This window comes from Longibacter sp., from assembly GCF_051155795.1.
GTDB lineage: Bacteria > Bacteroidota > Rhodothermia > Rhodothermales > Salinibacteraceae > Longibacter.
This window is the reverse complement of record NZ_DAXETW010000106.1, coordinates 1-25,964: the sequence shown is the minus strand read 5'-3', so window position 1 is coordinate 25,964 and position 25,964 is coordinate 1. Positions and strand designations below refer to the sequence as shown.

Annotated in this window: 27 protein-coding genes; 14 read left to right on the top strand and 13 right to left on the bottom strand. The window is 62.8% G+C overall.

Annotation, left to right across the window (positions count from 1 at the left end; genetic code table 11):
• Positions 1–72 precede the first annotated feature (72 nt).
• From ACFCU0_RS11345 to ACFCU0_RS11330, 4 genes are all read left to right on the top strand, one after another.
• On the top strand, positions 73–651 hold the full coding sequence (locus ACFCU0_RS11345) for a class I SAM-dependent methyltransferase (protein WP_434973788.1): 579 nt from the start codon (positions 73–75) through the stop codon (positions 649–651).
• 92 nt (positions 652–743) lie between these two features.
• Positions 744–1,547, top strand: coding sequence for an NRDE family protein (locus ACFCU0_RS11340; protein WP_434973787.1), 804 nt, complete (start codon positions 744–746; stop codon positions 1,545–1,547).
• A gap of 122 nt (positions 1,548–1,669) precedes the next feature.
• Positions 1,670–2,911 (top strand): bifunctional alpha/beta hydrolase/OsmC family protein, encoded by a 1,242-nt coding sequence (locus ACFCU0_RS11335; protein WP_434973786.1) that lies wholly within the window; start codon positions 1,670–1,672, stop codon positions 2,909–2,911.
• A gap of 108 nt (positions 2,912–3,019) precedes the next feature.
• On the top strand, positions 3,020–4,003 hold the full coding sequence (locus tag ACFCU0_RS11330; protein WP_434973785.1) for an NAD(P)H-quinone oxidoreductase: 984 nt from the start codon (positions 3,020–3,022) through the stop codon (positions 4,001–4,003).
• 117 nt (positions 4,004–4,120) lie between these two features.
• Here the strand turns inward: ACFCU0_RS11330 and ACFCU0_RS11325 are convergent, their stop codons facing one another.
• From ACFCU0_RS11325 to ACFCU0_RS11315, 3 genes are all read right to left on the bottom strand, one after another.
• On the bottom strand, positions 4,121–4,552 hold the full coding sequence (locus ACFCU0_RS11325) for an OsmC family protein (protein ID WP_434973784.1): 432 nt from the start codon (positions 4,550–4,552) through the stop codon (positions 4,121–4,123).
• Positions 4,553–4,698: 146 nt separating this feature from the next.
• The gene (locus ACFCU0_RS11320; RefSeq protein WP_434973783.1) at positions 4,699–5,529 is read right to left on the bottom strand and encodes a mechanosensitive ion channel family protein; all 831 of its coding nucleotides are present in this window, start codon (positions 5,527–5,529) and stop codon (positions 4,699–4,701) included.
• 92 nt (positions 5,530–5,621) lie between these two features.
• A complete protein-coding gene (locus ACFCU0_RS11315; protein WP_434973782.1) occupies positions 5,622–6,695 on the bottom strand; it encodes a metal-dependent hydrolase in 1,074 nt (357 codons plus the stop codon).
• A gap of 218 nt (positions 6,696–6,913) precedes the next feature.
• Here ACFCU0_RS11315 and ACFCU0_RS11310 point away from each other — a divergent pair, with 218 nt between their 5' ends.
• Positions 6,914–7,372 carry a hypothetical protein gene (locus ACFCU0_RS11310; protein WP_434973781.1) on the top strand — a complete coding sequence of 153 codons (459 nt, stop codon included), beginning with the start codon at positions 6,914–6,916 and terminating at the stop codon, positions 7,370–7,372.
• A 60-nt stretch (positions 7,373–7,432) separates the two neighbouring features.
• On the opposite strand, the gene ACFCU0_RS11305 is transcribed toward ACFCU0_RS11310, so the two are convergent.
• Positions 7,433–8,095 (bottom strand): hypothetical protein, encoded by a 663-nt coding sequence (locus ACFCU0_RS11305; RefSeq protein WP_434973780.1) that lies wholly within the window; start codon positions 8,093–8,095, stop codon positions 7,433–7,435.
• A 264-nt stretch (positions 8,096–8,359) separates the two neighbouring features.
• Here ACFCU0_RS11305 and ACFCU0_RS11300 point away from each other — a divergent pair, with 264 nt between their 5' ends.
• Entirely contained in the window at positions 8,360–8,725 is a 366-nt protein-coding gene (locus tag ACFCU0_RS11300) for a hypothetical protein (RefSeq protein ID WP_434973779.1), read from the top strand.
• Positions 8,726–8,946: 221 nt separating this feature from the next.
• On the opposite strand, the gene ACFCU0_RS11295 is transcribed toward ACFCU0_RS11300, so the two are convergent.
• The 5 genes from ACFCU0_RS11295 to ACFCU0_RS11275 all read right to left on the bottom strand — a co-directional run bounded on the left by ACFCU0_RS11295 (position 8,947) and on the right by ACFCU0_RS11275 (position 14,604).
• Positions 8,947–9,687: a head GIN domain-containing protein gene (locus ACFCU0_RS11295; protein ID WP_434973778.1), complete on the bottom strand. Its 741-nt coding sequence runs from the start codon at positions 9,685–9,687 to the stop codon at positions 8,947–8,949.
• A gap of 85 nt (positions 9,688–9,772) precedes the next feature.
• Positions 9,773–10,411, bottom strand: a complete 639-nt coding sequence (locus ACFCU0_RS11290) for a TlpA family protein disulfide reductase (RefSeq protein ID WP_434973777.1) — start codon at positions 10,409–10,411, stop codon at positions 9,773–9,775.
• A gap of 50 nt (positions 10,412–10,461) precedes the next feature.
• Positions 10,462–10,812 (bottom strand): bacillithiol system redox-active protein YtxJ, encoded by a 351-nt coding sequence (gene ytxJ, locus ACFCU0_RS11285; RefSeq protein ID WP_434973776.1) that lies wholly within the window; start codon positions 10,810–10,812, stop codon positions 10,462–10,464.
• Between the two features lie 248 nt (positions 10,813–11,060).
• The gene (locus tag ACFCU0_RS11280) at positions 11,061–13,241 is read right to left on the bottom strand and encodes a 3-hydroxyacyl-CoA dehydrogenase NAD-binding domain-containing protein (protein ID WP_434973775.1); all 2,181 of its coding nucleotides are present in this window, start codon (positions 13,239–13,241) and stop codon (positions 11,061–11,063) included.
• A 49-nt stretch (positions 13,242–13,290) separates the two neighbouring features.
• Entirely contained in the window at positions 13,291–14,604 is a 1,314-nt protein-coding gene (locus ACFCU0_RS11275) for an acetyl-CoA C-acyltransferase (RefSeq protein WP_434973774.1), read from the bottom strand.
• Positions 14,605–15,051: 447 nt separating this feature from the next.
• Here ACFCU0_RS11275 and rlmB point away from each other — a divergent pair, with 447 nt between their 5' ends.
• Positions 15,052–15,825 carry a 23S rRNA (guanosine(2251)-2'-O)-methyltransferase RlmB gene (gene rlmB / locus ACFCU0_RS11270; RefSeq protein ID WP_434973773.1) on the top strand — a complete coding sequence of 258 codons (774 nt, stop codon included), beginning with the start codon at positions 15,052–15,054 and terminating at the stop codon, positions 15,823–15,825.
• A 239-nt stretch (positions 15,826–16,064) separates the two neighbouring features.
• On the opposite strand, the gene ACFCU0_RS11265 is transcribed toward rlmB, so the two are convergent.
• The gene (locus ACFCU0_RS11265) at positions 16,065–16,640 is read right to left on the bottom strand and encodes a hypothetical protein (protein WP_434973772.1); all 576 of its coding nucleotides are present in this window, start codon (positions 16,638–16,640) and stop codon (positions 16,065–16,067) included.
• Positions 16,641–17,465: 825 nt separating this feature from the next.
• Here ACFCU0_RS11265 and ACFCU0_RS11260 point away from each other — a divergent pair.
• The 7 genes from ACFCU0_RS11260 (at position 17,466) to ACFCU0_RS11230 (ending at position 23,054) form a co-directional block, all read left to right on the top strand.
• Complete coding sequence (locus ACFCU0_RS11260) at positions 17,466–18,551, top strand: alpha/beta fold hydrolase (protein ID WP_434973771.1); 1,086 nt, start codon at positions 17,466–17,468, stop codon at positions 18,549–18,551.
• Between the two features lie 150 nt (positions 18,552–18,701).
• Positions 18,702–19,439: a hypothetical protein gene (locus ACFCU0_RS11255; protein WP_434973770.1), complete on the top strand. Its 738-nt coding sequence runs from the start codon at positions 18,702–18,704 to the stop codon at positions 19,437–19,439.
• Between the two features lie 58 nt (positions 19,440–19,497).
• Complete coding sequence (locus ACFCU0_RS11250; protein ID WP_434973769.1) at positions 19,498–20,895, top strand: selenium-binding family protein; 1,398 nt, start codon at positions 19,498–19,500, stop codon at positions 20,893–20,895.
• Between the two features lie 13 nt (positions 20,896–20,908).
• Positions 20,909–21,229 carry a 2Fe-2S iron-sulfur cluster-binding protein gene (locus tag ACFCU0_RS11245; RefSeq protein ID WP_434973768.1) on the top strand — a complete coding sequence of 107 codons (321 nt, stop codon included), beginning with the start codon at positions 20,909–20,911 and terminating at the stop codon, positions 21,227–21,229.
• 1 nt (position 21,230) lies between these two features.
• Positions 21,231–21,470 carry a hypothetical protein gene (locus ACFCU0_RS11240; protein ID WP_434973767.1) on the top strand — a complete coding sequence of 80 codons (240 nt, stop codon included), beginning with the start codon at positions 21,231–21,233 and terminating at the stop codon, positions 21,468–21,470.
• Between the two features lie 103 nt (positions 21,471–21,573).
• Positions 21,574–22,176, top strand: a complete 603-nt coding sequence (locus ACFCU0_RS11235; protein ID WP_434973766.1) for an OsmC family protein — start codon at positions 21,574–21,576, stop codon at positions 22,174–22,176.
• A gap of 53 nt (positions 22,177–22,229) precedes the next feature.
• Positions 22,230–23,054: a class I SAM-dependent methyltransferase gene (locus ACFCU0_RS11230; RefSeq protein ID WP_434973765.1), complete on the top strand. Its 825-nt coding sequence runs from the start codon at positions 22,230–22,232 to the stop codon at positions 23,052–23,054.
• Between the two features lie 432 nt (positions 23,055–23,486).
• On the opposite strand, the gene ACFCU0_RS11225 is transcribed toward ACFCU0_RS11230, so the two are convergent.
• From ACFCU0_RS11225 to thpR, 3 genes are all read right to left on the bottom strand, one after another.
• Entirely contained in the window at positions 23,487–24,698 is a 1,212-nt protein-coding gene (locus ACFCU0_RS11225) for a lysylphosphatidylglycerol synthase transmembrane domain-containing protein (RefSeq protein ID WP_434973764.1), read from the bottom strand.
• A gap of 54 nt (positions 24,699–24,752) precedes the next feature.
• The gene (locus tag ACFCU0_RS11220) at positions 24,753–25,397 is read right to left on the bottom strand and encodes a LolA family protein (protein WP_434973763.1); all 645 of its coding nucleotides are present in this window, start codon (positions 25,395–25,397) and stop codon (positions 24,753–24,755) included.
• A gap of 105 nt (positions 25,398–25,502) precedes the next feature.
• Positions 25,503–25,964, bottom strand: a 462-nt coding sequence (gene thpR, locus ACFCU0_RS11215; protein WP_434973762.1) for an RNA 2',3'-cyclic phosphodiesterase, incomplete at its 5' end; no start/stop codon positions are given.

Sequence of the window (25,964 nt, the reverse complement as noted above, 5' to 3'; positions counted from 1 at the left end):
GCCCCGTCGGGCACGGTGACTTTCACCAAGCGTTCGACGGCCCTAAATCCATTCCGCTGTCGCAGACTCACGATGGTTATCCGTGATATTCTACCGTTCGCGCACGAATTGACGCGTCGCGCTCTGCGCGCCGGGGGCGTCGCCATCGACGCAACGTCGGGCAACGGTCATGATACGGTGCACCTTGCCTCCGTTGTGGGCACGAAGGGACGGGTCTACGCGATCGACCGACAAGACCAGGCCGTTACTGCGACGCGCCACAAGGTAAACACACGCGTTCCGGAGGTGGACGTTCGGATCATCCAGGGGGACCACGCCGCCCTCCGGGAGTACGTCGATCCCGACGATCGGGGCGAGGTGGGTGCGGTAATGTTTAACCTGGGCTATCTCCCGCGCGGCGATCATGACGTGATCACGACGCCGGAGACGACGCTTCCGGCCCTCGACGCGGCGGTTGATCTTCTCGCGCCCGGTGGCGTCGTCACGGCCGTACTCTACACCGGTCATGACGGAGGCCCCGAGGAAGCCGATGCGGTTCGCGGCTGGGCCGATTGCCTGCCGCAACACGAGTACAGGGTGCTGTCATACCGTTTTACGAACCGAACGAACCACCCACCCCGCCTGCTGGCGGTTGAAAAGCACGCTGCCTGACCCTACCGCCGGTGAACGACTCCTCGCACCAGCCGTGCTGCGCCCGCTGCGCACGCGCGGCGCCGTTCCCTTCTGCCTGCTCGCCTCCGTCCATGTGCCTTCTCGCCTTCCGGCTGAACGATCATCCGACATACGATCTCGTATTTGCCGGTAACCGGGACGAGCGGTACGAACGGCCGACAAGCCCTGCTTCCTTCTGGGACGATCATCCCCATGTCCTTGCCGGGCGCGACCTGCGTGCCGGCGGCACCTGGATGGGGGTCACCCGCACGGGTCGATGGGGCGTCATCACAAACGTCCGCGATCCCGGCCGCGTCCGAGCCGATGCACCGAGTCGGGGACACCTTGTCTCGAAGTTTCTGATTCAAGACGGCAACCCGCGTGCATACGTCGATGCGATCGCAGGGACGGCCGACCGCTACAACGGGTTCAATTTGCTTGTCGGGGCGGGAAGCACGTGCGCGTACCTTTCGAATTATCGAGACGGACCAGAAACGGTGACGCCCGGCGTTCACGCGATCAGCAATGCCACACTCGACACGTCGTGGCCGAAGACGGATCGAGCCCGGGACAGCCTCGCGCGCAAGACGACCGTGTCGACGTCGCCCGCGAAGTCCGGAAGGGTGGACCCGGACGACTTGCTTTCCATGCTGGACGATCGCCGCCGATTCCCTGACGACGACCTTCCCGACACCGGCGTCGGACCGGAGATCGAATCGCTGCTGTCGCCGCTCTTCATCGAAAGCGACGCCTACGGCACCCGGGCATCCACGGTGCTGCTAATTGGAAAAGACGGCGCCATCACGTTCGTGGAGCGGACGTTTCACCATGGCACCGTAGCACGTACACGCCGGTTCGACTTCGACCGACTTCCGACCCGAGCATCGGCCGATTGATCGTTGTAACAGGCGACCGCCGTAGCAGGATCGATCGCGCCTGCCCCGTAACGCGCACGGCTTTCTACTGCACCCAGCATCGTGCCTTTTCTAGTTCCTCCCTTTTCGATATCTCACTGTACATGCCGTCTCAAAAGCTGACGTTCACGAATGCGCAGGGCCATGATCTGTCCGCCCGTCTGGACCTGCCGGAGGGTAGCGATCCAGCCGCGTACGTTCTCTTCGCGCACTGCTTTACCTGCTCGAAGAACCTGACAGCCGTCGGGCACATCAGCCGCGCACTCACACGGCGGGGCTTTGGGGTCCTGCGCTTCGACTTTACGGGGCTGGGCGAGAGCGAGGGCGACTTTGAGGACACCAACTTCTCGTCGAACGTCGACGACCTGATCGCCGCAGCGGAACTGCTGCAGTCCCAGTTTCGCGGCCCCTCGGTGCTGGTCGGCCACTCGCTCGGGGGGGCTGCCGTCCTCCAGGCGGCCGGTCAGCTCGACACGGTGAATGCGGTCGCCACGATCGGTGCGCCGCACGACCCCGAGCACGTCACTCACCTGCTACAGGACTCGATCGACGAGATTCGGTCGGCGGGAGAGGCGCGCGTCACCATCGCCAACCGCACCTTCACGGTGAAGAAGCAGTTTCTCGATGACCTGGAGGCGACGCAGATGTCGCGGCGCATCCGCTCCCTGGATCGTGCGCTTATGATTTTCCACTCGCCGCTCGACAAAACCGTCGGCATTGATAACGCCGCCGGGATCTTCGAAGATGCCAAGCACCCGAAGAGCTTCGTCTCGCTCGATCAAGCAGACCACTTGCTAACGGACGAAGCTGACTCCCGCTACGTGGGTACCGTCCTCGCGGCCTGGGCCAGCAAGTACCTGGACGCGGAGATTGCTCCGGATGCTGCGGCTGAGAGCACCATGTCGTCTGCTGCTGGCGATGAGGTGGACGGTACCGTGACCGTGACCGGCACAACCCCGTATCGCACCTCCGTGCAATCCGGTCGGCACCGACTGGTGGCTGATGAACCCGCCTCGGTCGGCGGAGGCGACGAGGGACCGACGCCGTACGACCTCCTGCTGTCGGCTCTCGGGACCTGTACCGGCATGACGCTTCGTATGTATGCCGACCGCAAGGGATGGCCGCTGGAGACCACGACCGTCCGCCTGTCGCACCGGAAAGTCCACGCGGAAGACTGTCGGGACTGCGAGAGTGAAAGCGGAAAGGTAGACCGGATTCATCGCGAGGTGGAGGTGTCCGGCGACCTTACCAGGGAGCAACGCGATCGTCTCCTCGAGATCGCCGACAAGTGTCCGGTGCACCGAACGCTCCACGGGGAGGTGAAAGTCGACACAACGCAAGCCTGAGAACCAGGCCCCGGCCGGTGAGGCAGTCGGTTCGCACCTGGTGGAACGCCTCCGGTACCGCACGCTACGAACGATGCCTTCTTTTCAAACCAAACTCCACGCAGGCGCATGAAAGCTGTAATCGTGACCGAGCCGGGCGATCCGTCGAAGATGACGATCGGGGAGGTACCCGCCCCGGAGCCCGGCGTCGATGAGGTTCGAATACGTGTGCATGCGACCGCTCTCAACCGTGCGGATACCTTTCAGCGACGCGGGCATTACCCGCCGCCGGACGGGGAGAGCGAGCTTCTGGGCCTGGAAATGGCCGGGGTCGTGGAGGAGACAGGCGATGGCGTGGTTGACTGGTCGGAGGGCGACCGCGTCTTCGCGCTGCTCGGAGGCGGTGGCTATGCCGAAGAGGTGGTTGTTCACAAGGACTTGCTGATGGCGATTCCGCCAGGCATGTCCATGACCGATGCGGCGGCGGTCCCGGAGGTTTTCCTCACGGCCTATCAGGCGCTGCACTGGCTCGGACGTCTCGATGGGGCGAGCCGCGTGCTCGTCCACGCCGGCGCAAGCGGCGTCGGAACGGCAGCGCTACAGCTCGTTCGGTCGGCCGGTGCAACGGCCATTGCAACGGCATCGGCAGGAAAACACGACGTGTGCAGGAGATACGGAGCGGACGAGGTGGTCGACTACCGTAACGAAGACTTCGTCGAGGCGGTCGATGAGTGGACCGAAGGCCGCGGCGTGGATCTGGTAGTTGATTTTATCGGGGCACCGTACTTCCACAAGAACGTGTTATCGCTTGCCGTCGACGGCATCATCGTCCAACTCGCCACCCTCGGCGGCGCGACGGTGGACAGCGTCAGCCTGCGCGATCTGATGGCGAAACGGGTACATCTTAAGGCGTCCACCCTCCGCTCGCGGTCGCGTGCTTACAAGGTGCGCTTGACTGAAGAATTCGCTGCCCACGCGCTGCCCCTGTTCATCGACGGGGACCTCGAGGCCGTCATCGACTCGGTTATGGACTGGACGGAGGTCTCCAGAGCCCATGAGCGAATGGAGAACAACGAGAATGCTGGCAAGATCGTACTTCGGGTCGTCGATTGACGCCCTCACACAAAACAGCACGCTGCATCCCAAACGCAGAACGCCTCCGCAGGCCGAAGAGCCGCGGAGGCGTGTCAGCAATGTGCGGGTACCGGTCGGGACCGGTGGTGACGCAGGCTACGACGTCAGGGTCGCGTCGACAGTGATGTCCGGGCCGGCCAGTGCTTTCGATACCGGGCAGCCGACTTTCGCCTTATCGACAAAGTCCTGAAACGCTGCTTCGTCGAGTCCCGGAACGGATCCTTCGGTGGTCAGGTGGATTTTCGTGATCGTGGGACCGCCGTCCTCCAGCATTTCCAGCGTGACGTCCGCGGTCGTTTCCACGCGGTCCGGCGTGTGGCCGGCTTCGGCCAGGAGGTTGCTCAGGGCCATCGAGAAGCAGCCGGCGTGCGCGGCGCCGATGAGCTCTTCCGGATTGGTCGCTTCGCCGTCTTCGAACCGGGAGTGGAAGGAAAATGCGCCGGAAAAGGCTCCACTTTCCACGGCCATGTGGCCGTTACCGCTTTGAAGGTCGCCTTCCCACTTGGCGTTTGCTTTACGTGTTGGCATATGAGATCAGGTTTCGGATTCGGAATCAAGCCGCGTCGGGACAAAGATACGCGGTAGACAAGCGTTCCGTCAGGTGCGTCTGTCGCGTAACGCGGCTGCTACAACCCCGGGTGCTTCCCGGGGATTTTGCATGCGAAAGAAAGAATCTACGCAGGCTCGCCGGTGGGGGAGTCGAGGTGGACGTCCATCTGCGGATACGGGATGCCGATCTCAGCGTCATCCAGCGTGTACTTCACGACGCGGGTGAGCTCCTGCTTCAATCGGAAATAGTCGTCCGGTCGCGCCCAGATGCGCACCTCCCAGATGATGGCCGAGTCGCCCAGGCTCAGGAGCGCGGCCTGTTCGCCGTGCTCGGTCAGCCGGTCGTCCACCTTCTTAGCGGCCTCCAGAAGCACCTCGCGGGTGGCATCAATGTCTGCCGGATAATCGGTTCCGACAGCGCAGTCTACGCGGATGTGGTCGTAGGCGAAGACGTTCCGGATCGTGTTGCCGAACACGTCGCTGTTCGGCACGATGACGAGTTGGTTGTCCCTTGTGTCGATTTTCGTGTAAAAGAGCTGCAGGTCGCGGACGAACCCGTCCTCGCCGCCGACCTCAACGTAGTCACCCACATTGAACGGGCGGAAAACGAGTAGCAGTACCCCCGCGGCGAAGTTGGCCAGGGTCCCTTGTAGGGCGAGACCGACGGCAAACCCGGCTGCGGCGAGCACGGCAACGAAGCTTGCGGTTTCAACGCCAACCATCTCGAGCGCGGCAAAGAGCGCCAGGACGAAAATGGCATAGAAGGTGATGTTCGAACCAAACTTCACCAGCGTCTGATCGACGTTCGGGCGCTGCAGCTTTGACCGGATCGTCGACCGCAACCGAGAAGCCACAAACCGTCCGGCGAAGACGATGATCAAGAAGCCAACGCCTTGGAGGAGGTATTGACCGAGGAGGGTGAACGTCTCGGGATTCAGATACTGCTGTGGATCCATAACCGTGTGCGGTGGAGAAAAACAAGTACATGCGTATCAACCGCACCAACGTACCCGCCGCGCACCGGGCACGCGAATCGGAGAAGGAATGATTACGAGCCTGAATTTGGCCTTAACTTTTGATTGTGGTCTGCCGTCGCTGTGGAGGAGTGCTGGCCGGAGATTCGATCGACGAACCGCTCGAGCAGCTCGCGGTCCGGCCGAAACGGTGGTCGGGTCTGGCGGAAGTTGACGTACCGCCCGCCCGGTCCCTGCTTGAGGTGAAAGGTGAACAGATACCGTCCGCTCGGGCCGAGCCCCAGATCCGTTCGCCCGAAGCGCAGGTCGTGAAACCGAACCGAGCTATCGGATTCTGAGACGGTGTAGTATCCTTTCGAAAACCACTGGAGAATCTTGATGGCCCGGTCGTCAGCGTGTCCTCTCAGCAGGTGGTCGTTTTTCGGAATGAACTCCAGTTCGATCGTGTCGTCAGGGTCGAAGAGCGAGTATTGGCCGGCCCACGTACCCGATTCGTCCTGTACCATCCCGTTCCAGAGTACGACATTGAACGGCGTCGGCTGCGTGAAGACCTCGGCATGCGGTTTTCCCTGCGCTTCGAGAGACGCTTCAAAGACCGACTCGACGTGGGCCTTGATGCCGAGCGTCAGGACGAGGTAGGCGGAACTGACGGCAAGTCCGATGTAATTAGACCGGCGCCGGAGTGCGTGGTCGTGCTGCCACCGGAAGCCGATAAGCAACCCGGCCGCCAGCGGAACGGTGTAGACCGGGTCGATGATAAAAATCGACGGCACGGCGGCCCGGAGGTCGGAGAAGGGTGCAAAAACCTGCGTGCCGTAGGACGTCAGCGTGTCGAGGATAATGTGCGTGGTCAAGACGAGCAGGACCAGTGGCGTCCACGCCCGCCAGGTGGAATCGTCCTCGCTGTGTAGCCGGGATAGGAGCCAGGCGAGGAGGGGAGCGGCGACGATCGCGATGAAGAAAGAGTGCGACAACCCCCGGTGGAAGGCGAGCGACGTGGCCTCCGTAACGAAGGGGTTGATGATCACGTCAAGGTCGGGGAGCGTCCCCAACGCCGCCCCCCAGAGCGCTGCCTTTTTGCCGACGCGTCGGCCGAGAGTGGCTTCACCGACGGCGGCGCCGAGTGTGATCTGCGTAAGGGAATCCACGAGGGAGTCGGACGGTGGGCGAAGAGACGTGCTGTTGGCATCGCAGCGTACCTCGCCGGACCCGGTGTGATCCCGCTTTCGGGCAGCCGCCTCCGTCGTTCACAGACCCGTCACGTCCCGCTGGCCGTCGGCGTGCTGACGGGCCGCCGTGTCCGCATGAATCCAGACCGGGGCCGGGTCGTTGCTTCACCCCCGGTTTTTTCACTGATCCCGCTACGATGCCCGCGTACTCCTGCAGATTCACCGATGCGGTGGTCCGATCCGACCGGAAGGACGACCTGGAAGCTCTCATTCAGAAGATGTTCGCTCGGCGGCACCACAACCGCGTGTCGGCCGGTCCGAGTGGACAGATGTGGTTGACCGTCGAGCTCGTTCAGGCGCTCCGACGGGCGAGCACCGTGTACCGCGAGGTGAGTACGAAAACAACGGGACCGCTACCATTCGAAATCGGGTTTCTACGCATTCGCGACGGTCGTCTCGAAGCGGTGTCTGACCCGTTGAAAACGGACGGACCCGAGGTGTTTGTCCGCATCCTCAGCGAATTCCTCGAGCCCGGAGCGGAGATCACGCTGGATCCCGCGACGGAGGGGGCAGAAGCACATGCAGGCGCCGAGGCTACTGGTGGCACATGGACCGTTCGAGGCGCCGGCGAGGTCGAGAACGTCGATAACGTGTAACGTGGAGCCCCGCCGATTCTGCGGACCTACCGTGTCTCGGCGCCCTCAATATTTGAGTACCTACGCTGTCGGTTGACCGGTTTCTGCTGCGAAATAGTCCGCAATGGCCCGGGGCGCGACCGAGAACGGAAGGTCCTCGACCGGTTTCGCGTTTTCAGGCAGAAGCGTGACGTCCACCGTCCGATTATCCTCGACGAGGCGGTCGTGAAGCCGCACGCCGAGGGGGACGGAGCGATGAACCACGAGCGCGGTGACCGAGTGCGGCCGATTCGGGAACGGGTCGCCCTTCGGAAGGGTGCTCTGGAGGATATCCAGTACCGACGCGGCTCCATCCACCGTTTGATCCGCCAGAGAAAGGAACGCGCTGACGGTGTAATCGCGATCAAACGTGACCTTCACCCGGCTGAAATTGGGCGTGAGCGGGCGCCAGTGGATGTCGAGCGCCCCGAACCCGTCTGTGAGTTCGTCGACCGCCTGAATGAGCGCCGGAAACGAATCCTCCAGATCGTTTAGCATCCGCATGTGTCCCATGGCCTCGGCCTGCATGGCGTGCATCTGGCCAAGCCCTTCTGCCGCATCGAACGATGCCTGATGCATCCACGATTGTATCGGAGCGGCGTTGGTGATCGCGTCGCTGACGTCCCGCATGGATCGCTCGAGGTGTGGGCGGATGCGGTCCTTCCAATCGGAAACCGACAGCGTGGAATCCACAGTGTCATTCATGGCGGGAGGAGACGTGTCACATGAAGCCAAACTGGAACACGTAAGCGGCGAAGAAGCAACGAATTACATCGTCGTGGCGTCGTTCAACCCGCTCCGTGTCTGTGCGGAGCACAACCGCCCGCGTGGTAGGCGTCGCAGGGCGGAAGGAAAGGAACAAAAGTGGCCCCTTAGGGTATTTTTACAGCTATCACCGACTATCCACTCACGAGGACTTTGACAGTGGCTGAACGTTCGACGAAGCGCGGAGAGATCACGACCATGCCTTTGGATGATCTCTCTGACCGCCTCAAACTCTCGAAGCAGACGATCGTTCGCTGGGTCGACCGGCATTTGATCGACGCGGATCTCCACTGGGCCCTCTCTGACGAGAACGAGGAGGTTCGGATGATCGAGATTTCGCCGCAGACGATGGACTTCGTTGAGTCCTTTGCGGCGGAGTACCGCGAAGACGTAGTGAGCCGCACCGAAGCCCGCCGCATTCTGAAGCAGATCGACCGCAAGAAGATCAAGAAGCTGATCCGTGCGGGCGACGTGAAAGACGTCGAAGTGGACGAAGAGACGCGTATCGTCGTCGGAAGCATCGAGGACTACCTGATGGCGCGTGAGCGGGACGAGGAAGAAGACGAGTAGTCGCTCGTCCCGTCGTGTCGCGGCATCTACATTCCGAGATTACAGAAAAGCATTCCCCGCTCGGAGGATGCTTTTTCTGTTGGTGCGCCGTGGCTGGAGGACATGGTAGCGGTCCCGTCAGCCGAGCGACGCTCGCTAGGGGAGGATGCGAGATCCAATCAGAAAACACGTCGCCGGAAGGCTCCAGCGACGCGTTGATGGCTGTTGGTCTTCACTCGCGGCTACGGCTCATACGGTTCGATGGAGCCGAGGCCTGACGTCGCGCGATCGATCGATGCCGGATCGCCGAGGTAACGGATATCGCCGAGACCGCTCACGCGAGCCGTTAGAGACTCCGTCGCATGCACCAGGCAGTCGCCGGTCCCGCTTACGCGTGCCGTCGTTTCCCGGGTCACGAGGTCCGGGGCCTCCACGTCGCCGGTGCCGCTGATCGAGACGTAGTGCTGATCGGTCTCGCCCTCCAGGTCGACATCGCCGGTACCGGAAATCCTGGTTTCAATTCGATCTGCGGTCACATTGAGTTCGACATCCCCGGTGCCGTTTACCTCAATCTCGAGCTTCTCGGTGGATATCGGCGTCTGGCCCTCGATGTCGCCCGTCCCGTCCACTTCCAGGCCGTTCACGGAGGTCATCGTGATTCGAAACGAAAGGTCGTCGCCGTCGACGCCGTTCCCGAGAAGGCGAGAAAGGAAGCCTGAGTTGCCAAAGTCTCCGTCGATCACGAGTCGGTCCCCGATCACGCGCGTATCGACAGCATCCAGGACCTCCTGAGATGATGCACGAATCTCAACGCGCTGCTCCGAGCCCTGCGACAGTTCGACGTCGCCGGGCACCTTCAGGTGGAGCCGCGAGAACGAGGCCACGTCTCTCGTTTCGGATCGCTGCTGTGCAACGGCGTCCGACGTGATGACGCCACCGAGAGCGAGGAGGAGGGAGGCTGCGAGTATCCGAAGTGGAGTCATTTCGTTTGATGGTCCCATATTCGAAGAACGAGGTGCCGGGGGTCGACCGGCTTCATTCGTGGGACGTGTCCACCCCGGAGAAGGGTTACAACTGCTCCGGGGAGGTCGGTGCGGAAGTGTCAGCCGGCGCACCGAGCAGGGCCCGCAACTCGTCTTCCAGTGCGTCTGCGGGGAAGATGCCGGGAATCTGGTAGCGAACGGTGTCGTCCGATGTGACGACAAGCGATGTGGGCAGCACGTAGACCGGGCCCAGCTGCTTGTCCGCCTCGCCGGTAGAGTCTGCGACGACGGGGTAGCTGATCCCGTGTTCGTCTGCGAACGGGCGCACCTCCGCGAGTCCTTGTTTGTTGGCAATGCCGATAACCTCCAGCCCGTGGGGGCCGAGTTCCGACTGCAATTCGTTGAGATCCGGAATCTCTTTCAGGCACGGGGCGCACCAGGTTGCCCAGAAATTGATGATCTGAACGCCCCCGTCCGAGGGCCCGATCGCGACACGCTCACCGGACATCGTTTCGAAGGAAAGATTCGCTGGAACGGCGAACGGCTCGTCCAACGGAGCCGCACGCTCGGCTGTGTCGGCCTGGATGTCGGCGGTGGAGCGGGGTGCCTCGGCTGGGTCGCGTTCACTGTTGCCACAGCCGGCGAGGACCCAACCGACGAGGGACAGTCCCAAAAGCAACAGGAAAGGGGAAGCGAAGACAGATCGACGGAGGGAAGCATCCATGGCTTCGGCGGGTCTCAGATCAACATGCGATAGCTACAGCCGGCACGATGTCATTCAGCGGCGCCGTTAAGCGCGGACCGGACGTCGTCGGCTTTTACGCGATAGTGCGATTCGTCGTACGTCGAAGCGCCGTCGGAGAGAACGATCACCTGCGGCGTCTCGTGGCGGAGGTCGAGGTCGTCGGCAATAGCATCCGAGACGCTTCTCGCGTCCTGAACCACCACGCGATAGATCGGCGTATCCACCTCGCCAGCCAGATCTTCCATTTCCCCGTTGGCACGGGCACTGGTCGGGCACGCCGAACTGTGTTTGAATACCACGACCGGGGCGGACTCGGAGGCTGCGAGCGCATCCTGCCAGTCGGAGGCGGAAATCAGCGGTTGAAAGACGTCGTTGCTCATCGGGGTTGAAGGGCTGGAACAGGGGACGGGATCCTCGTGCAGTACCGTACCCTGGACCCCTCAGGGTGATACGCAAAGACGTTGAAGGTCTGGTAAAATTGACTGGTTCGGTTTGCAGGAGTGCGCAATCAGATGGATCAAGGTGAGAATTCGATCCGATTTCCAGATACAGAACAACGCCCGCCTCGGCGGGGCCGTGGCGAGCGTTTTTGTATCGAGCGGTGGGACACGATGGATGTTAGAGGCGCTTACTCGTCGTGGAAGCGCGTCTCGTTTTCCGCGTGCGTTGTGAGCAGGGCGGACGGTGCAAAGCGACCTCCGTGCTCTCGCTCCAAGCGTTCGAGCCGGGCACGGATCGCACCAGCCCCTTCCTGGTCGACATACCGGAACGGGCCGCCGCGGAAAGGCGGGAAGCCAAGACCGAATACCGCGCCGAGGTCCCCATCGGTCGGGTTCTTTAAGATCCCCTCCTCGAGGCACCGGATGGCCTCATTAACCATCATCAGGCCGAGTCGCTCTTTCACATCATCGGCCGGGAATGACGTCCGGTTTTTGCCGCCGAAGTGGCGATAAACCGCGTCGTTGAACGACGTTCGCTTCTTCTCCGGCTTGCCGGGCTGCGGCTCGTAGAAGTAGAAGCCTTGCTCGGTCTTCTGGCCCTTCAGTCCGGCCTCGACCAGGGTAGCGGCTGAATCGCTGATGTTGGTCTGCTCCTCATCGAGATGCTTCCGCATCACCTCGGTAATCTTTGCGGCCACGTCAATGCCCACGAGGTCGAAGAGCTCGAACGGTCCCATGGGGAAGCCAAAGTCCTTCATCATCTCGTCGATCTCTTCGACGTCGCCCCCTTCCTCGAGCATGAGCAGCGCCTCGTTCATGTAGATGGCGAGGATGCGGGTCGTGTAAAACCCCGGACCGTCCTTCACGACAATAACCGTTTTTCCCTGCAGCAGACCGGCATCGTACGCGGTCGAGATCGCTTCGTCGGACGTCTCGTCGGTGACCACAATCTCCAGCAGCGGCATCTTGCCGACAGGGGAGAAGTAGTGCATGCCGAGCACACGTTCAGGATGTTCCGCGATGGCGGCAATGTCGGAAATCGGGATGGAGGACGTGTTCGTCGCGTACACGCAGTCGTCGCGGACGACGGCTTCTGTGTCTTTCAGGATTGCCTGCTTGAGGTCCAGGTCTTCCGGCACCGCTTCGATGACGACGTCGGCGTGGCGGAACGCCGCGTAATCGCCAGTCGGCGTGACGCGCTCCACGATCTGGTCGCGCTCAAACTCGGTGATGATGCGGCGATCGCTTTTCTTCTTCATCGCCTTGTAAATGTGCTTCTTGCCGCCCGCCGCCAGTTCGATGTTTTGGTCTTTCAGGACGACGTCGGCTCCGTTTTCGGCGGTGACCTCCGCAATGCCGGCCCCCATGAGCCCGGCGCCCAGGACACCGAGGGTGTCGACGGGACGTGCTATGTCGGAGTTGGGATTTTTGTCGCCCTCCTGCTTGGCGAAAAAGAGACTAACGAGAGCGCGGGATTCGGGGGTGAAGACGAGGTCCCCGAAGTGCCGCGCTTCGGTGTCCAGCCCCTCCTCAAGGCCGCGCTCCATGCCCATCTTTACGCATTCGATGATCTTCGGCGGGGCGGGATAGTTGCCGCGAGCCTGCTTCTGTGCCTTCTCACCGGCCTTCTGGTAGATGACCCGCCGGCTGAGGGTGTTGCTCTCGAGCAACTTCTCGGTGAAGGACTGGGTGTCGCGCTCAATCGTCAGCGACCCGTCGGCAAGCGATTTGGCAGCCTCCACGGCCGCACGGTGCAGCCCCGGCGGGTGAATCGTTGCGTCAACAAGCCCGATACGACGGGCCTTCCGCGGGTACATGTTTTTACCGGTCAGCATCATCGTGAGCGCCTGCTGCACGCCGACGAGGCGGGGCAGATATTGTGTGCCGCCACCACCCGGCAGAAGGCCTAACTGCACCTCCGGCAGGGCCATCTTGGTCTTGCTGTGCGTGGTGCAGATTCGGTAGGTGGCGCCCAGCGTCATTTCCAGCCCGCCCCCCATGGCCGCTCCGTTGATGGCCGCCACCGTAGGGATCCGTAGATTCTGCATCCGGGCGAGCAGCCGGTGCGCGCGGCGACTCAGGGCGCGAACGTCCGCCGGCATCTCAAACGCCGACAGCATGTTGATGTCGGCCCCGGCGATGAAGGAATTGTCCTTGCCGCTGATGAAGACCGCGCCGCGGATGTCCGGGGTTTTCTCCACCGCTCCGATGACTTCCTCGAAGGCGGCAAGCATGTCCTCCGAGATCTTGTTAACGGAGGCGTCGGGGTCGTCAATCGTTACGGTCGCGATGCCGTTGGCGTCGACGGAGAGGGTGAGCAGGTCGGTGTCCAGATCGAACGTCTGGAGGTCAGCAGTTGTGGTCGACATAGGGGCGGAACGGGTTGGAGCGGAGAAGAAGCGGCGTGACGGGCACGGATCAGGTGCGTTCAATCAGCATTGCGTGGCCCTGCCCTCCGGCGGCGCAGGCCGAAACAAGGGCCCATTGACCGTCTTCCTCATGCAGGCGGTTGGCGGCAGTGGTCACCAAACGAACGCCGGTCGCGCCGAAGGGATGCCCGAGGGACAGAGATCCGCCGCGGGTGTTCAGCTTGTCCATGTCGACGTCGCCGACGGCGGACGTCCGGTTCAATTTCTCCTGGGCGAACGTATCGGAGCGGAGAGCTTCGAGAACGGCAAGCACCTGGCCGGCAAACGCTTCGTGCAGCTCGATAACGTCGATGTCGTCAAGCGTGAGATCCGCACTGTCCAGGACCATTGGGATGGCATATGCGGGGCCGAGGAGCAGCTCTTCGCCGGGGTCTTGGGCAACGAAGGTGTAGTCGCGGAGCGTTGCGATCGGGGTGTGGCCGTCGGCGTCGGCACGTGCCTGGCTCATGAGCAGGGCTGCGGACGCGCCGTCGGTGAGGGCCGAAGAGTTCCCCGCGGTCACGGTGCCGTACGGCTTCACAAAGGCGGGGGACAGGCCCGCCAGCTTCTCCAGTGACGTATCAGGGCGAACGACGTTGTCCGTGTCAATCACGTCGAACTCGGGCGGAACGGTTGCCGGGACGAGTTCCTTCGCGAGCCGGCCGTCAGCCTGTGCCTGGGCCGCGCGCTCGTGGGAGAGCAGTGCATACTCATCCTGATCTTCCCGGCTGACGCCAAACATGGCGGCGAGCTTGTCAGCGCTTTCTCCCATCACCTCGCCGGTCGAAAACTCAGCGATGGAGGGCGCCTCCGGCACGAGATCTGCAGGGCCGAGTCCCTTCACGAGGTCGAGGTAGTCGCCGGGCCCCTTCGCCTTGCGCGCCTCGAACAGGCGTTTCCGGACGCTTCGCTTCACCCGAATGGGCGGATCCGACATCGTCTCCGTGCCGCCCGCGATGATCGTGTCGGCGAGCCCGCCGCGGATGAGGTCGACGCCGCTCGTCACCGCCTGGTTGCTCGAAATGCACGCCATCGTCACTGTGAAGGCGGGCACATGCTTCGGAAAACCGGCTCCCAGCGCGGCCTCGCGGGCAACGTTGCTCGTTTCCACATCCTGGATGACGCAGCCCATCACGATACGATCGACGACGTCCTTGTCCACGCCGGTCCGCATCAGGAGACCTTTCAGGGCCATGCGGCCCATGTCGTAGGCCATCAGGTCGGTGTAGCCGGTTCCGGCCCGCTGGAAGGGGATTCGGCAGCCGTCGATCAGGACAGGGGTACGGGATCCGGCGCCCGAGACGCCGTTCATCGATCGGCTCATGGCCGTAAGAGGAGTTAGGAGAGAACGGTAACGAGGAAGCGGGGACACGCATGAAAGCGCTCCCGCAATAGTGCGCCTGCGTGTCGGAGTACGCAGCAAACGGGGTACGCATTAAACGGAAGCCCTGATGCATCGGTCGGATCGTACGCCGTATGACGCGCCGACGTCGACGTAACAGACTATCGCTTAACGGTGTTAAGTGCAACTGGATGGTTACACGGAATCCCCCAATTCTGGTTTCAACACGTGTCCGGCCGAAGACTGCCCGGGGTACGCAGCAGGCCAGGTACAGCAACCGGTCTCTGCGTTGCGAGCGGGAGTCCAGCGGACGACGAACGAGAGGGCGCGTCCTTTCACCCACAATTCCGGCTGTGAGGGAAACCCGACCGGCATGGTTCGATGAAACCGGACGTCCAGTTCACACAGAAACGCAGGAGGCTTCGGTCTATGGCAGACTCCGACACGTCAACCATCATCGGCCGCAACCCGGTCCGGGAGGCTCTCGAACGAGAGGATCAGGGGATCGAGAAGATCATGCTGGCCCAGAGCGCGAGCGGGGAAGCGATCGGGGTCATTCGAAAGGCGGCGAAGGAGCGGGACGTACCGGTTCAGTACGTGCCGGAGGCGCGGCTCGACCATGAGTCGCAGGGAGCGGTGCACCAGGGGGTTGTCGCCATCGCCAGCCCGATCACGTATCTGTCGGTCCACGAACTGCTTACGAAGGTGGCTCCGACGTGGGGCGATGTGCAGGATCGAAAACCGCTTCTCCTTGTGATCGACCGGGTTACGGACACGAGGAACTTTGGGGCCATTCTGCGGAGCGCGGTCGCGGCCGGGGTGGACGGTGTCATCGTGCCGCAGACGTCCATGGCACCACTGAACGCCGCCGCGATTAAAGCCAGTGCTGGTACGGCGATGCGGATTCCGATTGCGCGGGCGCCAAAGCTGCCGACCGTTTTGCAGCAACTAAAGGAGCGCGGTTACTGGGTGTGCGGCGCGGATGGGACCTCGGAGACGACGGTCTGGGATGTGGACTTCGACCGGGCCGTGACGGTGGTCCTCGGGAGTGAAGGGGATGGATTGGCGGTAGACGTAGCCGAGGCCTGCGACGTGCTGGCGTCAATCCCGATGCGCGGACCCGCGGAAAGTCTCAATGTATCCGTGGCCGCCGGTGTTTTCCTCCTGCAGGCGGCGAAATACAGACTGTCGAGTGCGCAGTGAGTCGCAACACCTTGTTACCGTCACCGCCAAGGTCGCGGCGCCGACCCGAACGATCCACTTCGAGATCGGTCTTGTACCGGAGACGGGGCCTTGTGCCGCCCGTCAACCACGCTCGGATTGACGCAAAGACCGAGCTTCAAAATGCTTACGACCGACGGTGAAGCCGGGGCGGCTCCTGGATTGGTGCATTCGCCCGTCGTTCGAGGTGCGACGCCTCGAACGCCCTCCGAAACGAGATGCTATCTACCCGGGCCCCGCTCAAGCAGGCTCCTCAGCCTTCCGTCGACCGGCATGCAGTCCTCGTCGTCGAACCGCAGTTCAGAGATTTCTGTATTTTGCGGCACATTCTGCTCGTCGGTCGTGGAGCACTGGATGGTGTTCAGCCGGCGCCTCTCCGGATGCGGGAAGAGCGTGTGGAGGTCGTCGTCGACGTATCCTGCGTCATCCGTGTAGGCGGCACGGACCAGGGTGTACGGCGTCCCATCGACGGTGATACCGGGATCGGCCAGAAAGAATAGCATCTGCTCGAGTGAATCGCCGGTTGTGACCCAGAACTGCGCGTTGGGCTGCTCGAGGGCGTACGGCCCGACCCGCATCACGCCCCCTCGCATGCAAACGCTCCATCGATTGGCTACCGCGAACCTCAGGGTGATCCGTACGAGTTCGTGGCAGCCTGTTCGGGTCCGGCTGACCGCGAAGAGGAACGATGCAAATTGACAATTAACGTCCTGGTTGCCGTACCCTAATGTGTAGGTATTGGACGGCCGCTTGTACCACGTACCGAGACCGTCGTGCGCCTCGATCGCGTTGAGCACGGGGCGTTCACAATCGCTTTGCCACAGGCGGATCCGCGCTTGCGCCGTATGCTGCCGGGCGCAGGGCCAGCGCCTCTTTCGGAGCCAGCCCCACAGCCAAAACATCCGGATCAATTTTCGGAGATCTCCCCTGCCCAAGCTGGTAATCCATCGCACAGAGACCACGGAGCACGCCACCCGCGAATCCGGTCCGCCATACCGACCGGGTCGACATGGCAAACCGGAGACCGTCGGAAGACTGGAGGGAGGATTCGTAGGCAACGACCGACGTGCTTGGCTGCCCCCATGCCGCCTCGGTTGGCCAATGCGGCGCCTGTCCCAGCATGAAGCGGAGAAACTATACAAGGACAAAGACAGCGCTCGAATCTTTTACCGAACGGTCGGCCCTCAGGCCGTACAACTAAGACCGCACCGCTGTTATCCCTCGGACGGATTCTACGAGGCTCAGAGGATCGCCTAACGGATGATGGCGGACGACCCACAGTGCCCGACCGTGAGAAAACGCGGGCTTTCAACGGCCGTCTGGAAGAGCGATCTCCTGCGACGCATGTTGGGGATAGTTCAGCCACGTTGATGGAGTGTAGGGGATCGCTTGAAGAAGAGCCCGACGGATGAGGCGGATTCCTCCCCTATGACGAAGCCACGAGAGTGCGGTGGTAGCGAGATCAGGTCCCAGATGCTCATGGGGATATCTGAGTGCGTCGGACCTGGACGCTCTGGCTCAAAGAAGCACGAAGGCTTGCATGGGAGAACATTCCTGATAACAATCGTTTATCTCAGACCTCATGCTGGCTCGCATTGTAAGGGACCAGACCCGCTCGGGCGATGAGCCGCCTCCGCCAGAATATCGGTTTTTGTGAGTCCTTCGACGGGACGAGGATCGCTTACGCCACCTCGGGCACAGGTCCCCCCCTTGTTCGCGTCGCCAACTGGGTAACGCATCTCGAACTCGACTGGGAGGGGCCGATCTGGCCGCCCTGGTTCGAAGAGCTCTCTAGCGACCACACGCTCGTCCGCTACGACCTGCGTGGCTGTGGTCTCTCCGACCGCAGCGTCGACGATCTTTCGCTGGACGCCTGGGTGCGCGACCTGGAAGCCGTGGTCGACGACCTGGGGCTCGACCAATTCTCGATTTTGGGCCTTTGCCAGGGTGGCAGCATCGCGGTCGCCTACGCGGCACGGCATCCGGCCCGGGTGAAGCAACTCGTGCTGTACGACACGTACACGCACGGGGCCCTGGTCGAAGGACAGCGGTTCTTCGAACGCACGAAGGCCGAGGCGCTAACGCAGATGATTAAGGTGGGATGGGGACGCCGAAACGCCGCCTTCCGGAAGGTCTTTGTGGACCTGCTGGTGCCCGAGGGCTCGAAAGAGCAGCAGCAATGGCTTGCCGAGCTCCAGCGCGAGAGTACGTCGCCCGAGATGGCAGCCCGCCTATGGCGCGCCTTCCACGTGATCGACATCCGCGAGGCGGCCCCCCATGTTCAGGCGCCCACGCTCGTCTTTCATGTGAAGCACGACGCGATGATTCCATTCCAGATGGGGTGCCATCTGGCGTCGCTCATTCCGGAGGCCCGCTTCGTCCCGCTGGACGGTGAAAACCACATCCTCTTGCCCGATGAGCCGGCCTGGGAGCGGTTCGTCTCGGAGCTCCGGGGCTTCCTCGCTGACGAAGAAGTCCCGGCTTCGGAGGTGGACGGCTTTTGCGAGCTGACGCCCCGCGAGCGCGAGGTGCTCGACCTCGTGGCACAGGGCCTCGGCAACGGCCAGATCGCCGAGGCGCTTTTCATCAGTCCGAAGACGGTGCGTAACCACGTCAGCCGCATCTTCAGCAAGCTGGACGTCAGCCGTCGCGCCGAGGCCGTCGTGCAGGCGCGCGAGGCTGGATTTGGGCACACCGGAGCGTCGTAGCAACGCGTCTGGGACGCGCGTCCCACGTCGGGGGCTTCTGTCCTCGATATCCGGGCCAAAATTGAGACATCCGTCTCATGACGGGACTCCCCTGCGATGGGTATGCTGCAATCAGCGTACTCGCTGATATCGCATAGAGGAGGATCCGTCATGCCAGTCGATAGATGTCATTTTCAACTCCGTCGGTCCCCGCTTCATATCGTTGGGACCATCGCGCTCGTGGCACTGCTTATGCTCGCCGGCTGCGATACGCTTGGGTTCGACAACGACGACGACAGCGACTCGCCGGACCGTCCTCGCGCCACATCCGATGACGTCGTCAATCTCCCCTTCTTCGTGCGGGCGGAGGGCGGCGACCCCATCGATCCAGAGAATACGAGTCCGAGCACGACGCTCATCTCCGACCTCGGCCGCGAGCCAGTCATCGCGCCCGACGGCGATCAGGTCACCTGGGGCGCGTGGAGCAGCGTCGACGGGTCCATCATCGTTGAATGCCTCGAAGGCGGCACGCGCGTGGAGCTTGAGCTATCGGGACTGATTCCACACGGCGTCTACACCATCTGGAACGTCACGTTTGATCCGCCCGGCTTCACCGGTGAATTCGACGAACCGGGGTTGCCCGCCAACGTGAGGGCGTTTGGCCCGGCCGGTCCGAGCGACGGACACCGCAGCATGTTTCTCGCCTCAGCCGACGGCGAAGGGAGCATTGCCGTAACGACGCCGCCCGGCGCGCTCGGCACCACGGGCAGCATCCCACCCTGCGCGCTGGAGGAGATTGAGTGGCACGTCGTCGGCCTCTATCACTTCGACGGCCGGACGTACGGCCCAGAGCGCGGCCCGGCGGGGACGCACGCCGAGCAGTTCGCCTTCGTTTTCAAGCACGAGTAGATCTGCATGTACATCATACCCCACCGACACCGCGAATCCAACGAAAAGAGGTATTCGCATGACGCACGCCGATGCAACACCGTCCGACGACGCACATGCCAGCGAATCCCCTGTCTGCTGCGGCCCCGGGTACGCTTCGCCCGAAGCAGCGATGCAGGCAGATCGCGAAAAGGTGCTCTACACGGTCGCTCTCTACGTTGGCACCGAAACGGACGCGCCCGACTATCTGGCGACGGTCGACGTCGACCCGGACTCGCCGACCTATGCGGAGGTCGTCCACCGCACGCCGATGCCCACGCTGGGCGACGAGTTGCACCACTTCGGCTGGAACGCCTGCAGCTCGTGCCACGACGACGAGAGCCAGTCGCGCCGATTCCTGATCGTGCCCGGTTTCCGTTCCAGTCGAATCCACATCATCGACACGAAGGACGAACGTGCACCGACGCTGCATAAAGTCATTCCTCCGAACGAGATCAAGCAGAAGACGAATCTGAGCGCTCCGCACACGGTCCACTGCCTTGCGGATGGAACCGTCATGATTTCCATGCTTGGCGACGCCGAAGGCAACGCACCTGGGGGCTTTTTGCTGCTGGATGAGAACTTTGACGTGGCCGGCCGCTGGGAGACCACCAGTGATGGCATGCCCTTCAACTACGACTTCTGGTATCAGCCGCGCCACAACGTGATGGTCAGCAGCGAGTTCGCGGCGCCGAAGACGTATCTGCCCGGCTTCGACCTGGACGACGTGGCCGATGGCCTCTACGGACGGCGGCTCAACTTCTGGGACTGGGAGGATCGCCGCCTCGTCGAAAGTGTGGACCTGGGAGAAGACGGGCTCGTCCCGCTGGAGGTGCGGTTCCACCACGACCCAGACAGCACGCACGGCTTCGTCGGCGCGGCGCTCAGCAGCAATATCTGGCACTGGGAGGGCGCGAACGGGGCGCGGACCGTCGAGAAGGTGATCGACCAGGACCCGGTCGAGCTGGAGGGCTGGCCCTTCCCTGTGCCGCCGCTCACCACCGATATCGTGATCTCGATGGACGACCGTTTCCTATATCTGTCGAACTGGCTGCACGGGCACATCCGCCAGTACGACATCAGCAATCCGTCTGCTCCGATCCTGGCCGGCGAGGTCTCGTGCGGCGGCGTACTGGGCGATCCCGTCACCGTCCAGGGCCACGAACTCGTCGGCGGCCCGCAGATGCTGCAGCTTAGCCTGGACGGGGAGCGGCTCTACGTGACGAGCTCGCTGCTCAGCAGCTGGGACAACCAGTTCTATCCCGACATGGCCGAGCACGGCTCCTACATGCTGCAGATCGACTGCGACACCGACCGCGGCGGCCTGTCGATCAACGAGGACTTCTATGTCGATTTTGGCGACGAGCCGGCTGGCCCGGCGCGCGCCCACGAGATGCGCTACCCGGGCGGCGACTGCACCTCCGACATCTGGGTGTAAACATCGGATTGTGATGGCAACCTACCGCATCGAAGTCCGCAATCGGGATGGCCGCGTCGTGGAGGTGTCCGGCGAGGAATCGCTGCTGGATGCGCTCGAAACGGCCGGGCTGCGCCTCCCTTACGGCTGCCGCCATGGCGCGTGTATCACGTGCGCAGCGCGGCTTCTGGACGGCACGGTCGATCAGTCCGACGGAAAGGCCCTGAAGCCCGCGCACAAAGCGGCTGGCTACGTGCTCCTCTGCATCGCCCGGCCCCGGTCGGACTGTGTGTTCGAGGTCGGCGCCGCATGCCAAAGAGAGCTCTTCACAAATCCGTTCAAGCAGGCATCATGACATGATTGACTTCTCACTCGTCTTCGCGGCTGGGTTTCTCGAAAGCGCGCACTGCTTCGGCATGTGCGGGGCCTTCTTCGGCGTGCAGGACGCGATCAGCATCGGAGCCGGCGCGCTGATGCTCGTCCTCGGCCTCCACCTCCTTGGTGCGGTGAGGCGCCTTCCGGCGATGGGCACGCTGATGCACTGGCCGCCCTTCCGCGCCGCGTCGCGCTACCTGACGCAGACGTGTTCGGCCTGATCACCGTGCTCCGGGGCACGCCGGCGATGCATCTGCTGATGTCGTGACGAAAGAACACCGCGTTTCACCGTTTACGCACCCATCCGAATACGAGGTACCCATCATGGCAGAAGAACAAGCACGTCCATCGATCTCCGAGCGGGCCGCCGCTGCCGTGCGGCTGGCGCAGAACGGCATCAAAGCGATGACCTCCGAGAACACGCTTCAATCCATCGTCGAACGTGCGACCGCGGCTGTTACGCTGCGACCCGCCATCGGGCAGGGCACCGACACGACCACCGTATGCCTGCGCGATGGGGTGATGTGCGATGTCGAGGAAGGCCCGTGGGAAATCGCGGCCGACCTCGATCCACAACTTGGGGGTAGTCAGAAACACCCCGGCCCTGGCTTTCTCTTGCGCGCGGCCATGGGAACCTGTTTCGCTCAGACGGCGGCACTGTGGGCCGCAAAGCTTGGCGTGCCCCTCGACCGCGTCGATGTGGAGGTAGACGCCCACCACGACGCGCGCGGCCTGCTCGGCGTAGACGGCACCGACCCGCGTTTCACGAGGCTAAGGTATCGCATTACCATTGAGAGTCCGGCGCCCGAGGAAGACGTACAACGTGTGCTGGACGCCGCGCGTGCACACAGCCCGGTCCACGACAGCCTGGGGCACGCGCTAACCATTGAGCGCGACGTGCAGGTCGTGATGTCGGAGTCGCCATGACTCGGTCTCCGGCCTTCACAACAGGTGCCCTCATCACAACGCAATAGCCGATCATGAAGGATAATCTTCAAAAACGCGTGCAGCGGTACGGGTGGGACCGAGCCGCCGGGGACTACGAGGCCGGGTGGCAGCGGCCGCTCCAGCCTGCGCAGGATGAACTACTGGAGCGAGCCGATCTCCACCCCGGACAGCACGTCGTGGACGTGGCCTGCGGCACGGGTCTGGTGACGTTTTCGGCGGCAGACGCGGTGGCCCCCGGGGGCGAGGTTGTAGGTACCGATCTTTCGGACGGCATGATCAAGCGCGCCGAGGCGATCGCCGAGGAGCGGGGGATCCGCAACGTGATGTTCGAGCGCATGGACGCCGAAAAGTTGGACCTACCCCACGATACGTTCGACGTGGTGCTCTGCTCGCTGGGATTGATGTATGTGCCCGACCCGGAGGAGGCACTTCGTGAGATGCACCGCGTGCTCGCCCCCGGCAGGCAGGCGGTGGCAAGCGTCTGGGGGGCGCGCACGCATTGCGGATGGGCCGCCGTCTTTCCCATCGTTGACCGGCGCGTGGAGTCGGACGTGTGCCCACTTTTCTTCCAACTTGGTACGGGCTCGGCCCTCGAATCGGCGTTTCGGGCCGCTGGCTTCGTCTCTGTCACCTCCAATCGACTACGCACCGTACTTCCCTTCGAGTCTCAGCAGGAAGCCTGCCGCGCCGTATTCGAAGGAGGCCCGGTGGCGATGGCCTGGCGTACGTTCGATGTCAGCACCCGCGAGGCAGCCCGTGCAGAGTACCGGGAAGCGGTTGCCCCGTATGCAAACGGGCGTAAGGTTGCGATCCCCGGGGAGTTTGTGATCACCCACGGGTTCAAGCCCTCTCGATGAACGGTCTCGGCCCTGGAGGCCACAGGACAGCATCGGTCGAACCAGACGCGTCTCTCAGCAGAATCACAAGGAAGGCTGTTCGTTCTGGAGCATGGAGGTGCGTTGATCCTGCGAAGCAACGTCGAGGGGGCATATTACACAGATTTGGCGCTCCCGCAGTACCCGCCTCGGCCTGTCGGTTTATTTCCACCCATAACTTGGCAAGAATGGGTATGCTTGGCGACCCGTTCAACCCGCTCTCCGCTGAGGCATCTCGCGGCGGCTGATATATAATCGACAGACGGAACCGTATCTCAATACGACCCCGAGAGATTAGGCGTAGCCTTGTTCGTTTCTTCCGGCGCCCGCTCCGACGAAGAACGGGATGAGGCGGACGCCAGGGAGGGGGGCGACCCGTCCGAGGGCTGGAGCCGTCGTACGGAATCTTCCTGCTCACGGCTGCTCGTCCGCGGCTCCAGTGACGGGGGCCGGGGTGGATCGCTCGTCGCCGGTCGGATTGGGTGAGCGCTGTGGCGATCCGTTGGATGGATCGTGATTGGCATCCCCGGCCCGGTTTGCCGTATCGTCTCGCCGTGCTGCCGAGCGCTGGAAGAGGCGGGTAAAGCTACTGCCCTGGTGTACAAGCGCGATCAGGCCCGCAATCGTGTAAAAAACGAGCTGCGCGGCATGCGTCAGAACGGCGTACGACGCCGATGCCCCTTCCGGTACGTCGTAGAGGAGGATGAGAGCCTGGATGGTCACGTAATGGTACGACCCGATGCCGCCGGGGGAGGGGACGAGAAGCCCGAGCGAACCGATCGCCATCAGGATCCAGGCGTCGACCAGACCGATGTCGTAGGGCACCGTCAGATCCAGCATGCGAAATGGTACGTACGCCATCAGTAGGTATCCGCCCCACATGCCCACGGTGCTGATAACGATCGACCAGCGACGCGGGCTCCGGCCCAGTGTCATGAAGCCCTCCTTGAAGGAGACGAGCGCGGGTTGTAGCGTGCTCGTCCACATCTGTCGGAGGGCGGACTGCTCGTTCTGAAACATGCGCCAGATGCCGGCAGTGATGCCCACCACCACGGCGATGCCCGCTGCCGTCCAGAGCACGATCGACGTACCGGGGAGAGCCTCGACGCGCGAAACGACCGGCTCCACGAACGTCTTTCGAACGATCGGCAACCGGTCCACCAGCAGAATACCGGAGCTCAGTATGGCGAACGCAAGGACGGCGGTGTCGAAGACGCGCTCGACGACCACGGTGCCGAAGACCGCACTGAAGCGATAGCGTGACTGCGTGGACATGTTGGCCGTCCGAGCCACTTCCCCCATGCGCGGCGCAGCATAGTTCACCATGTAACCGATCATGACGGACGCAAAGGCATCCGTCAGCCGCGACGCTGGCGGTTCGCCCTCTTCATCTGCCCGTGTGCGATCCGCCGGCAGGGCTTCCAGCAGTAGATGCCATCGCCATGCCCGCATCCAGTTCGCGCCGATCACCAGCAGCACAAGCACCGGCACCCAGCGGTAGTCCGCCTGTCGAAAGGCCCGCGTGATGGTGTCCACGTCGATCCCGCGGAACGCGAGATACAGGAGCCCGGCGGCAAGTAAGAAACTGCCGACCTGAAACAGGCGGCGACGAAGACGACGCGTCACGAAGGAAAGTGTGCTGGCGATGAGTGCGGCGAGCGAGGCAGGGCCGGCGTCAGGTTACGACGACCGGAGGTCGACGATTTCGACGTCTTCCGGCGGGTCGAACCGAAACGTTGTGTCGGAGAGACCGGGATTGACGCTGATGTCGCGGAGGCGGATCGTGATCACGCTGCCATTGGCATCCCGAACACGAAGACGTTCGATGATCCGAGATACGGGATTGACCCACAGTCGGACATGATCAAACGACGCCTCGGGTACCGAAGGTTTCAGGTCGAGCACCGTAAAGGCGGTGCCGGCGACCGTGGTGTCGCGAGATGTGTCGACCGCGTAGCGTGCCGCATAGTCCGTGAAGAACGTCTGCGGTGTGAGATCGCTCCCATCATCTGAGGCGCGGTTAATGATCACCTGCTTTTGAGCCGGGGAGTAGATCCAGGTGGTCGATCCGTCGGTCACGAATGTTTGCTGATCGGTTTCGACGCGATACCGGGCGCCGGCCAGGTAAAGAGTCCCCTCCGTGCGCCGGGCCGAAGCGAATTCGGACTCTACGGTCTGAACGAACCGGGACTGAATGCCGTCGATGGATTCGTACCGGGCCTGCACTTCTTCGAGAAGGTCGGCTCCGGACTGTGCGAGCGCCGGGCCGGTGGTGCCGACGGCAAGGAGGATCAGCGCAAGAATGATGGAAACCAGGTTGCGCATGGTGGTCGGGGGAAGCAGAGGAGGAGCGGCGGACATGTGTTCGCGAGAGCCGCACATCGCGGCTGCACCGTAACGCGTTTCAGCGGATGAGGACCCGATATTCACTTAACTGCTGGCGAGAGGAACGGTCTCCACTACCTCGTGTCGCGCGCCATCGGGGCCACGACGACTCCTGTAGAGCGTCAGGCTGCGAACAGTGACGGCGGGCAGGTGGACGCTCGACGCTTCGCGGAGCGCATGATGCACGGCCTCGGGGTCGGCATCTCGAATGCGGCCGATCGTGACGTGGGGGCGAAACGCGTTGTCCGCCTCGTCGAGTCCGGCATCTTCGAGGGCCTCCGACACCTCTGCGTAGAGAGCCGAGAGCGACCGTGTTTGCTCGGATCCGCACATGACCACACGCGGCGAGAGCCGGGAGGGAAGGACGCCAAGGCCGAACGGCTCGATGTGCGCCGCAGCGGCGTCGACGGATGTGAGAGCATCCCGATACGCATCTGCCTCCGTTTCGCTGGACTCCCCGATGAACCGGATCGTCAGGTGGTAGGTATCCGGCGTAGACCAGCGCAC

What these genes read in the sequence shown, in the direction of transcription:
- ACFCU0_RS11345 (WP_434973788.1), top strand. Translation starts at nt 73, where the DNA reads ATGGTTATCCGTGATATTCTACCGTTCGCGCACGAATTGACGCGTCGC.
- ACFCU0_RS11340 (WP_434973787.1), top strand. Translation starts at nt 744, where the DNA reads ATGTGCCTTCTCGCCTTCCGGCTGAACGATCATCCGACATACGATCTC.
- ACFCU0_RS11335 (WP_434973786.1), top strand. Translation starts at nt 1,670, where the DNA reads ATGCCGTCTCAAAAGCTGACGTTCACGAATGCGCAGGGCCATGATCTG.
- ACFCU0_RS11330 (WP_434973785.1), top strand. Translation starts at nt 3,020, where the DNA reads ATGAAAGCTGTAATCGTGACCGAGCCGGGCGATCCGTCGAAGATGACG.
- ACFCU0_RS11325 (WP_434973784.1), bottom strand. Translation starts at nt 4,552, where the DNA reads ATGCCAACACGTAAAGCAAACGCCAAGTGGGAAGGCGACCTTCAAAGC.
- ACFCU0_RS11320 (WP_434973783.1), bottom strand. Translation starts at nt 5,529, where the DNA reads ATGGATCCACAGCAGTATCTGAATCCCGAGACGTTCACCCTCCTCGGT.
- ACFCU0_RS11310 (WP_434973781.1), top strand. Translation starts at nt 6,914, where the DNA reads ATGCCCGCGTACTCCTGCAGATTCACCGATGCGGTGGTCCGATCCGAC.
- ACFCU0_RS11305 (WP_434973780.1), bottom strand. Translation starts at nt 8,095, where the DNA reads ATGAATGACACTGTGGATTCCACGCTGTCGGTTTCCGATTGGAAGGAC.
- ACFCU0_RS11295 (WP_434973778.1), bottom strand. Translation starts at nt 9,687, where the DNA reads ATGACTCCACTTCGGATACTCGCAGCCTCCCTCCTCCTCGCTCTCGGT.
- ACFCU0_RS11290 (WP_434973777.1), bottom strand. Translation starts at nt 10,411, where the DNA reads ATGGATGCTTCCCTCCGTCGATCTGTCTTCGCTTCCCCTTTCCTGTTG.
- ytxJ (WP_434973776.1), bottom strand. Translation starts at nt 10,812, where the DNA reads ATGAGCAACGACGTCTTTCAACCGCTGATTTCCGCCTCCGACTGGCAG.
- ACFCU0_RS11280 (WP_434973775.1), bottom strand. Translation starts at nt 13,241, where the DNA reads ATGTCGACCACAACTGCTGACCTCCAGACGTTCGATCTGGACACCGAC.
- ACFCU0_RS11275 (WP_434973774.1), bottom strand. Translation starts at nt 14,604, where the DNA reads ATGAGCCGATCGATGAACGGCGTCTCGGGCGCCGGATCCCGTACCCCT.
- rlmB (WP_434973773.1), top strand. Translation starts at nt 15,052, where the DNA reads ATGGCAGACTCCGACACGTCAACCATCATCGGCCGCAACCCGGTCCGG.
- ACFCU0_RS11260 (WP_434973771.1), top strand. Translation starts at nt 17,466, where the DNA reads ATGAGCCGCCTCCGCCAGAATATCGGTTTTTGTGAGTCCTTCGACGGG.
- ACFCU0_RS11255 (WP_434973770.1), top strand. Translation starts at nt 18,702, where the DNA reads ATGCCAGTCGATAGATGTCATTTTCAACTCCGTCGGTCCCCGCTTCAT.
- ACFCU0_RS11250 (WP_434973769.1), top strand. Translation starts at nt 19,498, where the DNA reads ATGACGCACGCCGATGCAACACCGTCCGACGACGCACATGCCAGCGAA.
- ACFCU0_RS11245 (WP_434973768.1), top strand. Translation starts at nt 20,909, where the DNA reads ATGGCAACCTACCGCATCGAAGTCCGCAATCGGGATGGCCGCGTCGTG.
- ACFCU0_RS11240 (WP_434973767.1), top strand. Translation starts at nt 21,231, where the DNA reads ATGATTGACTTCTCACTCGTCTTCGCGGCTGGGTTTCTCGAAAGCGCG.
- ACFCU0_RS11235 (WP_434973766.1), top strand. Translation starts at nt 21,574, where the DNA reads ATGGCAGAAGAACAAGCACGTCCATCGATCTCCGAGCGGGCCGCCGCT.
- ACFCU0_RS11230 (WP_434973765.1), top strand. Translation starts at nt 22,230, where the DNA reads ATGAAGGATAATCTTCAAAAACGCGTGCAGCGGTACGGGTGGGACCGA.
- ACFCU0_RS11220 (WP_434973763.1), bottom strand. Translation starts at nt 25,397, where the DNA reads ATGCGCAACCTGGTTTCCATCATTCTTGCGCTGATCCTCCTTGCCGTC.